Annotated in this window: 8 protein-coding genes and 1 pseudogene; 5 read left to right on the forward strand and 4 right to left on the reverse strand. The window is 76.1% G+C overall.

The features are described 5' to 3' along the window. Window positions 1-35: 35 nt before the first annotated feature. Genes ACE1OC_RS33585 through ACE1OC_RS33595 form a run of 3 tightly spaced genes read right to left on the reverse strand, consistent with a single transcriptional unit; the run spans window position 36 to window position 2343 of the window. Entirely contained in the window at window positions 36-920 is an 885-nt protein-coding gene (locus tag ACE1OC_RS33585; protein WP_407841761.1) for a biotin-dependent carboxyltransferase family protein, read from the reverse strand. Then, window positions 911-1534, reverse strand: a complete 624-nt coding sequence (locus ACE1OC_RS33590) for a 5-oxoprolinase subunit B family protein (protein WP_407840131.1) — start codon at window positions 1532-1534, stop codon at window positions 911-913. Before ACE1OC_RS33590 ends, ACE1OC_RS33585 begins: the two co-directional genes overlap by 10 nt. Next, window positions 1531-2343, reverse strand: a complete 813-nt coding sequence (locus ACE1OC_RS33595; RefSeq protein ID WP_407840132.1) for a LamB/YcsF family protein — start codon at window positions 2341-2343, stop codon at window positions 1531-1533. The genes ACE1OC_RS33590 and ACE1OC_RS33595 overlap by 4 nt, the downstream gene beginning before the upstream one ends. 118 nt (window positions 2344-2461) lie before the next feature. Between ACE1OC_RS33595 and ACE1OC_RS33600 the strand changes: the two genes are divergently transcribed. The 3 genes and pseudogenes from ACE1OC_RS33600 to ACE1OC_RS33610 all read left to right on the forward strand — a co-directional run. Then, on the forward strand, window positions 2462-3967 hold the full coding sequence (locus tag ACE1OC_RS33600) for a hypothetical protein (RefSeq protein WP_407840133.1): 1506 nt from the start codon (window positions 2462-2464) through the stop codon (window positions 3965-3967). 763 nt (window positions 3968-4730) lie between these two features. Beyond that, on the forward strand, window positions 4731-5672 hold the full coding sequence (locus tag ACE1OC_RS33605; RefSeq protein ID WP_407840134.1) for a hypothetical protein: 942 nt from the start codon (window positions 4731-4733) through the stop codon (window positions 5670-5672). A gap of 83 nt (window positions 5673-5755) precedes the next feature. Continuing rightward, a pseudogene (locus tag ACE1OC_RS33610) lies at window positions 5756-10470 on the forward strand (hypothetical protein); the annotation flags it as partial. Between the two features lie 177 nt (window positions 10471-10647). On the opposite strand, the gene ACE1OC_RS33615 reads toward ACE1OC_RS33610, so the two are convergent. Next, window positions 10648-11124 carry a hypothetical protein gene (locus tag ACE1OC_RS33615; RefSeq protein ID WP_407840135.1) on the reverse strand — a complete coding sequence of 159 codons (477 nt, stop codon included), beginning with the start codon at window positions 11122-11124 and terminating at the stop codon, window positions 10648-10650. 359 nt (window positions 11125-11483) lie between these two features. On the opposite strand from ACE1OC_RS33615, the gene ACE1OC_RS33620 reads away from it, so the two are divergent. Together ACE1OC_RS33620 and ACE1OC_RS33625 are read left to right on the forward strand one after the other, a co-directional pair. Beyond that, a complete protein-coding gene (locus ACE1OC_RS33620; RefSeq protein ID WP_407840136.1) occupies window positions 11484-14603 on the forward strand; it encodes a nitrate- and nitrite sensing domain-containing protein in 3120 nt (1039 codons plus the stop codon). Continuing rightward, complete coding sequence (locus tag ACE1OC_RS33625; RefSeq protein ID WP_250751327.1) at window positions 14600-15037, forward strand: roadblock/LC7 domain-containing protein; 438 nt, start codon at window positions 14600-14602, stop codon at window positions 15035-15037. The genes ACE1OC_RS33620 and ACE1OC_RS33625 overlap by 4 nt, the downstream gene beginning before the upstream one ends. Window positions 15038-15044 lie beyond the last annotated feature (7 nt).

Raw genomic sequence — 15044 nt, forward strand, 5'->3', positions numbered from 1 at the left:
TCACCCCGTACTTGGCCGGAGCACCGAAATGCGTTTCACCGGGACCCCCGGGACCGGACGAACCTGACGGGAGTACCCGGCCGGGCCTGCGCCGCCGCGTCCAGGGCCGGGCCCGGCGGGACCACGCCCACCACCGGGTAGCCGCCCGTCACGGGATGGTCCGCCAGGAACACCACCGGCTGCCCGTCCGGCGGCACCTGCACCGCCCCCAGCACCATCCCCTCGCTCGGCAGCTCCCCACCCCGCGCCCGCACCAGCGGCGGCCCCTCCGTGCGCAGCCCGATGCGGTTCGAAGCGGCCGAGACCCGGTACGTCGCCCGCAGCAGCCGTCCCGTCACGGATTCCGCCGTGAACCAGTCGGCCCGCGGCCCCAGCCGCAGCGGGAGCACGAGTTCCGGGGGCGGGCCCGGCGCCGCCGGACCATCCACCCCGGCCACCGGATCCGGACCCGGAGCGCCCACGGGCAGCAGCGCCCCCGCCGCCAGGACCGGCGGCCCGAGGCCCGACAGCAGATCGGTCGAGCGACTGCCCAGCACCGGCTCGACCGCGAACCCTCCCCGCACCGCCACGTAGCCGCGCACCCCCGACTCCGCCCGGCCCACCTCCAGCTCCGCCCCGGCGCGCAGCAGGACCGGGGCTCCCCAGGCCGCCGCGCGCCCGCAGACCCGTACCGCACAAGGCGCCCCGGTCACCGCCACCGTCACCGGGCCGCCCACCGCCCGCAGTCCCACGCCGTCCAGGGTCGTCTCCAGGACGGCAGCCCCGGGCGGATTGCCCAGCAGCCGGTTGGCCAGCGCCCGCGCCCCCGTGTCGAGGGCCCCGGACCGGGGAACGCCGAGGTGGGCGTACCCGGGCCGCCCCAGGTCCTGGACGGTGGTCAGCGCGCCCGCCCGTACGACCTCCAGCCCCCTCACGCCGATCCCTCCTCGGCGAACCGCACCCGTACCCCCGGCGCGAACAGCGCGGCCGGCTCGCGCGCCGGGTCCCACAGCACCGCGTCGGTGGACCCGATCAGCTGCCAGCCGCCGGGGGAGGAGCGCGGGTAGACCCCCGCGTACTCGCCCGCGAGGGCCAGCGAGCCCGCCGGTACCGCCGTACGGGGCGTCGCGCGCCGGGGCAGGCGGAGGCGGGCCGGCAGGCCCGTCAGGTAGCCGAAGCCCGGTGCGAACCCGCAGAAGGCCACCCGGAAGGTGACCGAGCCGACGATGCCGGGCACCTCCTCGGGCGACACCTCCCACCGTGCGGCCACCTCCGCGAGGTCCGGGCCGTCGTAGCGCACCGCGACCGTCACCGGGGGCGGCCCGTCGGCCGGCGCCAGCGGGGGGACCCGCCAGCGGGCGATCCGGGCCGCGAGGACGCGCGGCTCCCGCACCCCGTCCAGCAGGACGGTCCGGGCCGCCGGCACGATCTCCCGTACGCCGCCCAGCTCGCCCGCGTCGCGCCGGCGCAGCAGCTCCGCGTGGAGCGCGGCCACCTCCTCGGCGGAGTCCACCTCCAGCAGCAGCGCCCCGGCGCCGGCCTCCAGCGCCCTCACGCGAAGGCCTCCACCCGGACACCGGCCCCACCGAGCGCCCCGCGCACGCGCGCGGCCAGGTCCGCGGCGCCGGGGGTGTCCCCGTGCAGGCACAGGGAGCGGGCGGCCACCGGGATCCGGGTGCCGTCGGCGGCCGTCACCGCGTGTCCGGCGGCCATGTCCACCGCGCGGGCCACCACCGCGTCCGGGTCGTGGACCACGGCGCCCGGCTCACCGCGCGGCACGAGGGTGCCCGCGGGGGTGTAGGCGCGGTCGGCGAAGGCCTCCGGGACGGCGGCGAGACCGGCCCGCCCGGCGGCGGCCAGCAGGTGCGATCCGGGCAGCCCGAGCACCGGGAGCCCGGCGGGACCGGCCGCGAGCAGCACGCCGGCCACCACGGCGGCGGCCTGGCCGGCGTCGTGCACGGTGCGGTTGTAGAGCGCGCCGTGCGGTTTCACGTACGACACCCGGGAGCCGGCCGCCCGCGCGAAGACCTCCAGCGCCCCGATCTGGTAGGCCACCTCGTCGGCCAGCTCACCGGCCGGCACGTCCATGGAGCGGCGGCCGAAGCCCGCCAGGTCCCGGTACGAGACCTGCGCGCCGATCCGTACCCCGCGCGCGGCCGCCAGCTCGCAGACGCGGCGCATGATGGACGGGTCGCCGGCGTGGAAGCCGCAGGCGACGTTGGCGCTCGTGACGACGGACAGCAGGGCCTCGTCGTCGGTCAGCGTCCAGCGGCCGAAACCTTCGCCGAGATCGGCGTTGAGATCGATCACGGGGATGTCCGCCTGGGCGGCCGCCGGGGTGTCCGGCGTGATCATGGAAGCCATGCGGTGAGCGTAGAACAGGGCGCGGGCCGCGTTCTCGCCGACGGCGGAGGGTCGGCGGGAGGATCGGGCGAACCATCCCGTTTGGGATGTTGTCAGGGTCAGCGCCTAGTCTTTGCCCGTGACTCTCCCTGCCCCGGCGAAGACCCTTCCCTCCCCGGCGTCGGGCCCGGCCGCCGACGAGGGCCTGGCCCGGCGGCTGCGCGCGCTCGCCTGCACCGCCCCGCTCCACGACCTCGACGTGCGCAAGGCCAATCTGGCCGGCGAGTACGGGGTCTACGCGATGGCGGAGGTCGCGCTCGCCGCGATCGACCTGGTCACGCTCAACATGGACTTCGACACCGGCGCGGACCACGAGCAGATAGTGGCCCGCCTGCTGCCGCGCGTCGCCGCCCAGGCACCGGCGCGCCCCGCGGCCGAGCACGAGCGGGTGGCCCGCTGGGTGCTGGAGAACCTGATCAACGTCGGCAGCGTCGACCGCGGATTCCGCGCGATCTACGGCACGTTCGGCCCCGACGGGGTCTACGTCCGCCGCGACTACGACTTCAAGCTGATCGAGGAAGTCCCGGGCTACGGCGGCGCGGTGTACCTGCGCACGACGGACGAGGCCGTCAACGTCCTGGTCGGCGCCCTCGACACGGACGTCACCAGCGCGCAGATCGCCGCCGAGGTCAAGCTGGAGGTCCTGATCAGCCGGGGCCGGCTCGCCGACGCCCAACTCGCCGCCGAGCAGGCCCGCTACCGCACCGTCCAGTACGCCGAGACCCTGCGCCGCACGCTGGACGCGACCCGGCGCAACGTGCGGGCGGTGGACTGGCTGGTGACGGTCCCCGACATGATCGCGGAGGCCCTCGACCACGTCGCCGACCGCTACCGCCACGAGAACGCGATCCTGACCAACATCCGCAAGGCCCGCGACGAGGCGGAAGAGCCGGACAACAAGCGGCGCGCCGCCGAACTGGTCGACATCGTCAAGGACTGCATCCGCCGCCACACCCAGCTCCAGTCCCGGCTGTTGGACGCGGGCCCGCTCTTCCGCGCCGAACAGGACCGCCAGGCCTTCGCGGCCCCCGCGCCGCGCTCCGGGATCGACCTGTACGGGCAGCTCGTGGCCCCCACGCTGCCGCTTCCGGTCGCGTCGGCCATCCGCGTCACGGACGCCTTCTTCGCCTCGGGCGCGGGCCTGCGCACCCCCGTCTCGGTCCGCGTCGCGGACCTGGTGGAGATCCTCCTCACCCCGCCCGTGGAGCGCGAGCACCTCGGCGTGGAGATGCCGGAGCCGGACCTGATCGCCACCCCCGACGACAGCCGCTTCAGCGAGGAGCAGCTCGCCGCCGCGATGGCACTCCTCGAACTCCCGCACGACGCCCCGCGCCGCCTGTCCGGCCTCCTGGCGGAGGCCCGCCGCTCCGACCCCGACCTGCCGTACCTGGTCGCCCTGCTGGCCGTCCACGCGGCGAGCCCGGCGGTGGGCACGGCGTACCGCCAGGGCGAGGAGCGGCTCCTCTTCGCGGTCGACGACGGCACGGAACTCGAAGACCCGGAGTTCGGCGGCGCGGACCTCATCGTCGGCACCGCCCTCCTGGACGCAGCAGCCATGACGGCGGACCGCACGGAGGCGGCATGACCCACCCCTCCAGAAGCCCCCGCCCCACGCCCGACCCCGACCGGCCGCACGTCCGTTCCACGACGCCGGGCTTCGGTCCTGCGCGGTGGTCCGTCCGGTCCGCGTCGGCGGGCTTCGGTCCTGCGCGGCGGTACGTCCGGTCCGCGTCGGCGGGCTTCGGTCCTGCGTCGTCCTACGTCCGGTCCGCGTCGGCGGGGGCCGGTCCCGCGCCGTTGCACGGCCGTGCCGGCGCTGTTCGCCGTACGGCCCCGCCCGGCCGGGCCGGCGGCCCCGGGGCCGCACCCACAGGCTCGGTAGCCGGGGCGGAGCCCCTGGCGGCCCGGTCCCACCCGGGGGTGTGGGGGCTTGCCCCTGCTTTCGGGAAGGGGCGGGGTGGGGGAAGACTCCTTGCCGCCGGTCCTGCCGGTCCTGCCGGTCCTGCCGGTCCTGCCGGTCCTGCCGGTCCTGCCGGTCCTGCCGGTCCTGCCGGTCCTGCCGGTCCTGCCGGTCCTGCCGGTCCTGCCGGGCCTGCGGGGCTTGTGGGGCTTGCCGGGCCTGCGGGGCCTAGCGGGCCTGTGGGGCTCGCCGGGCCTGCGGGGCTTGCCGGGCCTGGCGGGCCTGCGGGGCCTGGCGGGCTTGCCGGTCCTGCCGCAGCCCGGTCGGCGCACGCCGTGCCGCACCCAGCCGTGCCGCCCACCACTGCGCCGCGAGCCGCCGCGCCGCCCCTCGCCAGCGCCCGTCCCACCCGCACGCACACCACCCGTACCACCGAGGAGACCCGCCCGTGAGCGACCACCACGCCGAGCAGCACCCCGCGTGGAGCGAGCCCGACGCCCACGAGGCCCCGGCTCCGGTCCAGGCACCCGCACAGGCCCCGGCCCCGCAGGGACCCGCCACGCACGCACCCGTCACCCCGGCGGACGCCGCCGACGCGGCCCGCCTCGTCGCCTTCGGGCTCCAGCCCAAGCTGCTGCCCGCCCGCGACGCGGAGTACGCCGAACTGCTGCGCCGCTACCGCGAGGACCCCGCCTTCGCCCGGCTCGCCGACGCCGTCGCCACCGGACTCGGCCTCGTCGTCCTGGAGGTGTCCTCCCGCGCGGGCATGGCCGTGGCCGCCGGCGAGGACTCCGTCTTCGCCGTCCGCATGGGCGACTACGCCCGCCGCACCACCGCCGACTCCGCGGACCGCTTCCTGCACGGCCTCGCCCACCTCGCCGTCGCCGCCCTGGCCTTCCCCCGCCCCGAGGACCTCGCCGACGACGGCTACATCGGCCGGATCACCGTCAACGGCGTCGACGCCTTCGTCCGGCAGACCTGCCGCCGCCTGGAGGAGCGCGCCGAGGAACTCGGCGAGAACACCGACCCGGCCTCCGACGCCCCCGGCCTGGAGGCCGCCTGGCGGGTCTACGCCCGCCGCAGCGCGACCGGCGCCACCAAGGACGCCCGCCGCCTGGCCGGCTCCACCACCGGCATCGTCGGCAAGGCCGCGGCCTTCCTCACCGACTCCGGCTTCCTCCAGCGCACCGGGGACGAGGCCGGAGGCACGTACCGCACCACCCCCCGCTACCAGCTCCAGGTCCGTGACATGGCGGGCAGCGCGGCCATGGCCGAGCTCCTCGACCTGGGCGTCGTCCCCGTCAGCGACGGCTCCGCCAGCCTGCTGCCGCCGCCCGAGGGCGACGACCTCGAACTCGCCGCCGACGCGGGCCTGCCCTTCCACGCCTGAGCCGCCCGCCCCCGGCCACCGCCCGCCACCCGTCCCCGTACGACCCACGTACGACCTACGAAAAACGACGAGAGTCCGCCGCCATGTACGAGCTGTCCCGGATCCGCCTCTACTCCATCGGGCCCGCCGGCGCGCGCTACGCCGACACCGTGCTCGACCTGCGCGGAGTCGGCGAGCCGGTGCCCCACCCGGCGCCCACCCAGGCGGAGTTCTTCGAGGACGAGCCCACCGGCCCGCCGCGCCGCCCCGCGCCCGCCGGAGTGCTCTTCCTGGAGAACGGCGGCGGCAAGTCGGTCCTGCTCAAGCTGATCTTCTCGGTGATGCTGCCCGGCCACCGCAACACCCTGGGCGGCGCCAGCTCCGGAGTCCTGCGCAAGTTCCTGTTGGCCGACGACTGCGGCCACGTGGCACTGGAATGGCAGCACACCCAGACCGGCGAGTGCGTGGTCGTCGGCAAGGTCAGCGAATGGCGCGGCCGCCAAGTCTCCAACGACCCGCGCAAGTTCGCCGAGGCCTGGTACTCCTTCCGCCCCGGACCGGGCCTCAGCCTGGACAACCTCCCGGTGGCCGAGGCCACTTCGGTCCGCCCGCCCGTGGAAGGCGCCTCCGGCGCCCAGGGGCGGCGCCGCACCATGAAGGGCTTCCGCGACGCCCTGACCGAAGCCGGCAAGGCGTACCCGCACCTCGAGGTGTACTTCGAGGAGATCCACGACCGCTGGAACGAGCACCTCACCGAGCTCGGCCTCGACCCCGAACTCTTCCGCTACCAGCGCGAGATGAACGCCGACGAGGGCGAGGCCGCAGGCCTCTTCGCGGTCAAGAAGGACTCCGACTTCACCGACCTGCTGCTGCGCGCAGTCACCGACACCCGGGACACCGACGGCCTCGCCGACCTCGTCCACGGCTTCGGCAACAAGCTCGGCCGCCGCGCCGAGCTGATGGCCGAACGGGACTTCACCGCGGGCTCGGTGGAGCTCCTGAACAAGATCGTCGAGGCCGCCGCGGCCCGTTCCCGGCTGCGCGACGTCCACGCCGGCGCCGAACGCCGTACGCGCACCCTCGCCCGGCGCCTGTCCGCCCGCGCCGGCGAGGAGCGCGGCCGCGCCGCCGACCTCGCGCAGCGCGTCACCGGCGCCGCCCACCAGGTCACCGCCGCCGAATCCGCGCGCGCCCGCAGCGCCGCCGTCTCGGCCGAACTCGCCTACCGGCACGCCTCGCTGGCCCTGACCGTCGCCGACAAGGCCGCCGCCGCGCAGCGCCGCGAACTCCTCGAAGCCCGCACCCTGCACTCCGCCTGGCAGGCCGCCGAGCACGTCCTGCGCCACCGCTCCGCCGCCGACCGCTCCGCCCGGGTCGCCGCCGCGATCCTGGAGGCCGAGCGGGACGCCGCCCCGGCGCTCGCCGCCCGGGCCACCGCCGCCACCGAGCTCGTACGGGCCCTGCACGCGGCCGCCGAGCAGGGCGAGCGGGCCGCCAACGAGGAGGAGGAGCGCTCCGCCGTCCTCCAGGAGACCGGCGAGGCCTCCCACCGCGCGGCCACCGCCGCAGCCACGGCCGCCCAGCGGGCCCGCAGCGAGGCCGAGCACCTGCGCGCCCGCCTCGCCGAGGTCCAGCAGGAGACCGCCGAGGCCGTCCGGGCCGGCTGGCTCGACGACTCCGCCCCCGACGCCGACCCGGCGCGCGCCGCGCTGGCCGCCGCCGACGCGGAGAAGACGGCCGTGGCCGCCTGGGACGAGTCCCGCGAGGCTGCCCGCGCAGCCGCCGAGGCCGCCCGCGAGGCCGCCGCGGCGGAATCCGCGCGGAACTCACCGCCGCCCGCGCGGCGGACGCCGCCGACGCCGCCGACGCCGCCCACGACGCCGAGCACCGGGCCGCCGCCTCCCTCGCCGGGGCCCCGCGCCTGGCCGCCCTCCTGGGAGCCCCGTCGGCCCCCGGCACCGAGGGCGCCTCCCCGCGCACCGGCGGCGGTACGCCGACCGACGGGACCGGGACCGGGACCGACGCCGCGGGCGCCCCCCAGGACCCCGCCACGGGTCCGGGCACGCCCCGGAACGCCGCCACCGCGGGCTGGCTCACCGTCGAGGACCTCGACCGGGGCGCCGACGAGCTGCGCGAGCTGCTGACCCGCGGAGTGGCCACCGCCGAACGCCAGCTCTTCGACCTGCGCACCGCCGCTGCCGACGACTCCCGCATCCTCGGCGCCCTCGGCGACGGCGGCCTGCTGCCGCCCGGCCCCGACGTCCTCGCCACCGTCGAGTTCCTCGGCGAACACGGCATCCCGGCCCTCCCCGGCTGGCGTTACCTCGCCCAGTCCGTGGACCCGGCCGACCACGCCGCGGTCCTCGCCGCCCGCCCCGAACTCGTCGACGGCGTGGTCATCACCGACCCCGACACCCATTCGCGGGCCCGCGAGGTCCTCTCCGGCGCCGCCCTGCTGCCCCGCTCCACCGTCGCGGTCGGCACCGCCGCGGCCCTGCTGGCGCCGGTGCCCCCGGCCGGCGACGCCACGGGGTCCGGCATCTACGGCGTTTTCATCGTGCCGCCGAACCCGGCCATGCACGACGAGCACGCCGCCGACGAGGAGCGCCAGGCGCTGCGCGCCCGTGCCGCCGCCCGCGACACCGAGATCCGCGAGCTCGCCGCCCGGCTGTCCGGCGACCGAGAGCTCGCCGCCCGGCTGCTGTCCTGGCGCACCGGCTGCCCTCCCGGCCGCCTCGCCGAGCTGGCGGAGCAGGCCGCCGCCGCCCGCGGCTTCGCCGAGGAGACCGACGCCGAGCTCGCGGAGGCCCGTACCGTACGCGCCGAGGCCGACGAGGCCGCCGCCGACGCCGCCCGCGTCCGCGACGAGCGCCAGGACACCGCCCAGCGCGCCCGCCGGGTCGCGGACGCCCTCGCGGGCCTCGCCTACCGGCTCCGCGAACGCGCCGGCTGGCAGACCAAGCTCCGCGAACTCGCCGACGACGCCGCCGAGTCCGAGGCCCGCGCCGAGGTCTGCCTCGACCGGGCCCGGGCCGCCGACGAGGACCGCCGCGCCGCCCAGCGCGCCGCCGACGACGCCCGCCGCACCGCCCGCGCCCTGCGCGCCGAGCGCGCCGAGATCGCCGGAGCCCCCGATCCGCTGCCCAAGTCCCCCGCAGGGAACGGGGCCACGGCCAAGGCGCCGCTCCCGGCGCTGCGCGAGGCCTACCGCGCCGCCTCCCAGCTCTACGAGAAGGTCGGCGTCGGCGCCGACCTGCGCTCCGAACAGGCCCGCGCCGAGAGCGACGAGAGCGTGGCCCTCGCCGAACTCGACCGCCTCACCAACAAGGTCCGTACCCGCGCCGCCCAGCTCCTCGAAGGCACCGACGGAGCCGACGGCCCCTCCCGGCAGGCCGCCGCCGCCCGCGCCGAAGCCCTCGTCCAGATGCTGGAGACGCGCGCCTCCACCGCGAGCGAGCAGCTCGGCCGGCTGCGCGGCGAGGCCGAACGGCACGCCCCTGCCGAGGGCGAGGCACACACCGAGCTGCCCGAGGAGCTGATCCCCGACAACGTCGAGGAGGCCCAGGCCAGGCTCCGCACCGCCACCGCCCAACTCGCCGCCCACACCGCCGCCGTGGAGTCCGCCCGCGCGGCCCACGCCGACCTGCTGCGCGCCCACCGCACCGCCGAGGAGGGCGCGGGCGGCTTCGACGAGACCGCGGCCATGCTCCGCGACCTCCTGAGGGACCACACCCACCAGGAGGACGAGCAGGAGCCGGTGGCCCACCCCGGCAGCCTGGAGGAGGCCCGCCAGTCGGCCACCGAGGCCCGCCGCTCGCTACGGGCCTGCGCCGCCGACCTGTCGGCCGCCGAGGCCGCCGTCCGCGAGGCGAGCGACATCCTGGTCCGGCACGCCAACGCCAACCGCTACGAGCAGGTGCGCACCCCCGCGCGCCAGCAGATCCGCGAACTGCCCGCCTCCGCCCTGCCCGAGCACGCGGCGGCCTGGGCCGTCGCCTTCGCCCCCCGGCTGCGCGTCCTCACCGACGAGCTGGCGCAGCTGGAGCGCAACCGGGACAGCATCGTGGACCGGCTGCGCGGCCTCGTGGAGTCGGCCCTGGCCACCCTGCGCTCCGCCCAGCGGCTCTCCCAGCTCCCCGAGGGCCTGGGGGAGTGGTCGGGCCAGGAGTTCCTGCGCATCCGCTTCGAGGAGCCCGACCAGGCAACCCTCACCGAGCGGCTCGGCGAGGTCATCGACGAGGCGACCCGCGCCGCCGTGAAGAAGAACAGCACCGCTTCCTTCGGCGAAGGCCGCCGCGACGGCATGTCGCTGCTGCTGCACGGGGTCCAGGCGGCCCTGGAGCCCAAGGGCATCGCGGTGGAGATCCTCAAGCCCGACGCGGTGCTCCGCGCCGAGCGGGTCCCGGTGGGCCAGATGGGCGACGTGTTCTCCGGCGGCCAGCTGCTCACCGCGGCGATCGCGCTGTACTGCACGATGGCGGCGCTGCGCAGCAACGACCGGGGCCGCGACAAGCACCGGCACGCGGGCACGCTCTTCCTCGACAACCCGATCGGGCGCGCGAACGCCACGTACCTGCTGGAACTGCAGCGGGCCGTCTCGGACGCGCTCGGCGTCCAGCTGCTGTACACCACGGGCCTGTTCGACACCACGGCCCTCGCCGAGTTCCCGCTGGTCATCCGGCTCCGCAACGACGCCGACCTGCGCGCGGGGCTCAAGTACATCAGCGTCGAGGAACACCTGCGCCCGGGCCTGCCCCAGCAGTTCGCGGAGGGGGAGACGATCCACGGCGAGATCACGGCGACCCGCATGTACCGCCGCAGCCCCGCTTCCTGACGCGCCGCTCGCGCGGTGCGGCCCTGGCGGGCCCAGCCTTCTTGACGCGCCGCTCGCGCGGTGCGGCCCTGGCGGGCCTCCCCGGCTTCGCGGCGCTGCTCCGGACTCCGTCCGGCGGGCCGGAGTCCGGAGCGCCGGCCAGGGCATCGGCGCGGGCGCGCCTCAGCCCCGCCCGGTGCCCGTCGGTGGCGGCCAGATGCCGGTCGCCTCGCCGAGCCCGGGTGCGCGGGGCGGCAGCGGAGGCGCCGAGCGGGCCTCCCGGCGTGCCCTGCGGCGCTCGCGCCGCCGGCCCCGCGCCGTGCTGCTGGGCTCCGAGAGCACCCCGTAGCGCTGGTTCCACGCCTGCCGGGTGATCAGCACGTCGAGCACGCCCCACGTGGCCACGACCACCCCCGCTATCCCGCACAGCGACAGCGGAAGGGCCAGCCAGGAGCCGGTGACCGTCAGGAAGAAGGCGATCGTCGCGTCCGTCAGCGTCACGGCGACGATCAGCACCGCCCGCACGGCGGACGTCCGCACCGGATCCGGCATGCGCCGTCGACCCGCCAGCTGGTCCACCCACAGGACGCGCCCCCGCTGCACCCCGGGCTCCGCACCGTTGCCGCCGTCGGCCCCGTTGTTCTCGTACCTCTTCGCCATGGTCGGCTCCCTCCCCTCCTCGCGGCCGCTCATGCCCGCCCCGAACAGGTAGACGCACGAAGAGGCCGAGAGATTCCCGGATCCCGGACGCGCGGGACGCCCCGAAGTATCGCGGAACGAAGAATTCCAGCCATCCATTCTGCGACGGGGACCGAGGCCCCACCGAGTGTCATCTGCCACATATCGGGCCGCACTTCACCGGATCTTCCGGACAACTCGTGATCTTCGTCCGGGGGTCAGGCCGAAAACGTCCGGACAGGCCTTCGAAGGTTCGCCGTGTCAGTAGTAGGCTCACGCCGTTTAAATGACGGAACACCAACCCCCGGTAACGGGGTTGAGCTGGGGAGGCTGGGGAGGCCATGCGCTTTCGCGGGAAGTCCATCCGCCGGAAGATCGTGGCGTTGCTCCTTGTGCCGCTCGTCTCCCTGACCGCCCTCTGGGGCTTCGCAACGGTGATCACCGGCCGCCAGGCCGTCCAACTGCTCGGTGTCGCCTACGTCATCGACAAGGTCGGCTACCCGGTGGAGGACGTCGTCCGCGTCATCCAGAAGGAACGCCGCCAGACCCTCGTGGTCATCGGCGACCCGCGCGCCTCCAACGCCACCACCGAGCTGGCCAAGAGCCGCGCGGCCACCGACGAGGCGGTGGAGAGGATCTCCGCCGACGCCAAGGACCCCGAGGTCGTCGACGAACTCGCCCCGTCCAGCGCCCGGCACCTGAACTCCATCCTCGAAGCCTTCCGCAGCATCGGAGCGCTGCGCGGCGCGGTGGACGGTGGCTCCGTCGACACCAACCAGGCGCTGGAGCTCTACAACCGGCTCGTGGACCCCTGCTACGACTTCCTCATGAACCTCCACGCGCTCGAGGACGTGGAGATGGACAAGCAGGGCCGCGCCCTCGTCGGCATCACCCGCGCCCGCGAAACGCTCTCCCGCGAGGACGCCCTCGTCGCCGGAGCCCTGGCCGCCCGCAACGTCAGCCAGGCGGACGTCCGGCACGTCTCCGACTTCGTGGCCAACCGCAACCTGCTCTACGAGTTCAACCTCGCGATCCTCCCCGCCGCCGACCGGGAGCAGTTCGAGCAGTACTGGACCAGCCCGGAGAGCCGCGCCCTGCGCGAGGCGGAGGAACGGTTCCTCGTCCAGGGCGCGACCCACAGCCCGCGCAACGTGACCGCCGCCCAGTGGGACGAGGCCACCGGCAAGGTGCTCCAAGACCTCGCCGTCATGGGCACCGCCGCGGGCGACCGCTACCAGAAGCGCGTCGAGCCCGTCGCCATGGACGTCCTGGTCCAGGCCGCCCTCGCCGGGGTGCTCGGGTTCATCGCCCTCGTCGTCTCCCTCGTGCTGTCCGTGCGCGTCGGCCGGGACCTGATCCGCGACCTTTCCCGGCTCCGCAAGGAGGCCCACGAGGTCTCCGGCATCCGCCTCCCCGGAGTGATGCGCCGCCTCGCCGCCGGCGAGCACGTGGACGTGGAGACCGAGGCCCCGCGTCTGGAGTACGAGAAGGACGAGGTCGGCCAGGTCGGCCAGGCCCTCAACTCCCTCCAGCGCGCGGCCATCGAGGCCGCCGTCAAGCAGGCGGAGCTCCGTCGCGGGGTGTCCGAGGTGTTCGTCAACCTGGCCCGCCGCAACCAGGTGCTGCTGCACCGCCAGCTCACCCTGCTCGACACCATGGAGCGGCGCACCGAGGACACCGAGGAGCTCGCCGACCTCTTCCGCCTCGACCACATGACCACCCGCATGCGCCGCCACGCCGAGGGCCTGGTGATCCTCTCCGGCGCCGCGCCCTCCCGCCAGTGGCGCAAGCCCGTCCAGCTGATGGACGTCGTACGGGCCGCCGTCGCCGAGGTGGAGGACTACGAGCGCGTCGAGGTGCGCCGGCTGCCGCGCCTGGGCATCGCCGGCCCGGCCGTGGCCGACGTCACCCACCTCATCGCCGAACTCCTCGAGAACGCCACCGTCTTCTCCCCGCCGCACACGGCGGTCCAGGTGCTCGGCGAGCGCGTGGCCAACGGCTTCACCCTGGAGATCCACGACCGCGGCCTCGGCATGACCCCCGAGGCGCTCTTCGACGCGAACCTCCGGCTCACCGAGACCTCCGACTTCGAACTCTCCGACACCGACCGGCTCGGCCTGTTCGTCGTCAGCCGGCTCGCGCACCGGCACGAGGTCAAGGTCCGGCTCCAGATCAGCCCCTACGGAGGCACCACCGCGGTGGTCTTCCTCCCGGTGGCCCTGCTGACGGAGGCTCCCGAGACCAACGGCACCGGCATCCGGCTGGCCGGCGGCAGGATGTCCGGAGGCGCGGTCGGCTCCGCCCGCCCGAAGGCCGTCGCCGAGGGCAACGGCACCGACCGCCGGCTCCCGGCCGGCGCCGAACTGCGCGGCCCCGTCGAGCTGGAGGCCCCGATCGGCATGCTGGGGCTGGACGAGCCCGTCCCGGCCCCGGAAGACACCGCCGGCGGCCGCGCGGGCTCCGCCGGGACCATCGGGCTCACCGGGGTCTCCGGGGCCAAGGGCAGGCCCGCCATGGCCACCCTCGACGACGAGACCCCGCCGAACGGCATCTCGCGCAACTCCCTGCTCGGCCTGCGCCCGGCCGCCCGCCCGCACACGGACCGGCACGCCGACCGTGGCGGTCCCCGCAAGGGCGACCGCATGGCGGACCGCATGGGCGAGCGGGCCGCGGACGGCTCCGGCGACCGCACGGGCCTCTGGAAGGGCGACCGGTCCACCGAAGGCCCGGCCGAGCGGGGCGGCGCCCGGCTCGGCGAGGGCTTCCGCGACCGGGACCGCGGCCGTGACCGCCGCGACCGCGACCACCGGGACCGTGACCACCGCGACCGCGAGCGGGAGCCCCTGCCGCCCACCGGCCCGGTCCGCCTGGAGCCGGCGCGCGCGGACTCCGTCCGTCCCGACGGCGCCCGCTCGCCCGGCGCCGTCCCGCTCCCGCGCCGCCGCCCCGCCCCGACCCTGGTGGCCGAGCACGGCCGCCGCGTCGAGCCCCGCCCCGTAGCGGCGGTCCCCGACCCCGCGCAGGCGGGGCCGGTCCCGAACGGCCCGGCACGCCCCGCGACGGCGCCCCCCGGGGCGACCCTGCCGCGGCGGATCCGCCAGGCCAGCCTCGCGCCCCAGCTCAAGGACGGCCCGGCCCCGGCACCCGCCGGAGCCGCCGCCGAGCCGGTGGCCGACCGCGACGCCGAGGACGTACGCCGTCGCATGTCCTCGCTCCAGCGCGGCTGGACCGCGGGCCGCGACCACCACGCGCGGCAGCAGGCGGAGCAGGCCGCCCAGGCGCAGCAGGCCCCGCACATCCAGCAGGCCCCGTACACCCAGCAGCCCCAGCAGGCCCCGTACGTCCAGCGGGCCGACCAGACGCAGCAAGCGCAGCAGAACGCACCACACCAGTCCGTGACCGGGGCCGGCACTCCTGCCGCCCCCGGTTCCGGTAGCGAGAACGAAGGGGACGGTCGATGACCGCACCGCAGTCCGGCAACGACACCAGGGGCCGTGGCTCCGGCCCCCTCAACTGGCTCCTCGACGAGCTCGTCGACCGGGTCGCCAGCATCCGCAAGGCAGTGGTCCTCTCGGGCGACGGCCTGCCCACCGGCAGCTCCAAGGACCTCACCCGGGAGGACAGTGAGCACCTGGCCGCCGTGGCCTCCGGTTTCCACAGCCTCGCCAAGGGCGTCGGCCGCCACTTCGACTCCGGCCGGGTCCGCCAGACCGTGGTCGAGCTGGACGAGGCGTTCCTGTTCGTCATGGCGGCCGGCGATGGAAGCTGCCTGGCCGTGCTCGCGGACTCCGATTCCGACGTCGGCCAGGTCGCGTACGAGATGACCCTCATGGTCAAGCGGGTCGGTGACCACCTGGCGACCGCCCCGCGCACCGGGCTGCCAGCCGGAGGGTGAGTCGGAC

This window comes from Streptomyces stoeckheimensis, from assembly GCF_045822005.1.
In the GTDB taxonomy this organism is placed as follows: Bacteria; Actinomycetota; Actinomycetes; order Streptomycetales; family Streptomycetaceae; genus Streptomyces; species Streptomyces stoeckheimensis.

Bases quoted from the DNA above. Each gene is read 5' to 3' on its own strand.
- ACE1OC_RS33615 (WP_407840135.1), bottom strand. From the start codon at position 11,124: ATGGCGAAGAGGTACGAGAACAACGGGGCCGACGGCGGCAACGGTGCG.
- ACE1OC_RS33625 (WP_250751327.1), top strand. From the start codon at position 14,600: ATGACCGCACCGCAGTCCGGCAACGACACCAGGGGCCGTGGCTCCGGC.
- ACE1OC_RS33595 (WP_407840132.1), bottom strand. From the start codon at position 2,343: ATGGCTTCCATGATCACGCCGGACACCCCGGCGGCCGCCCAGGCGGAC.
- ACE1OC_RS33620 (WP_407840136.1), top strand. From the start codon at position 11,484: ATGCGCTTTCGCGGGAAGTCCATCCGCCGGAAGATCGTGGCGTTGCTC.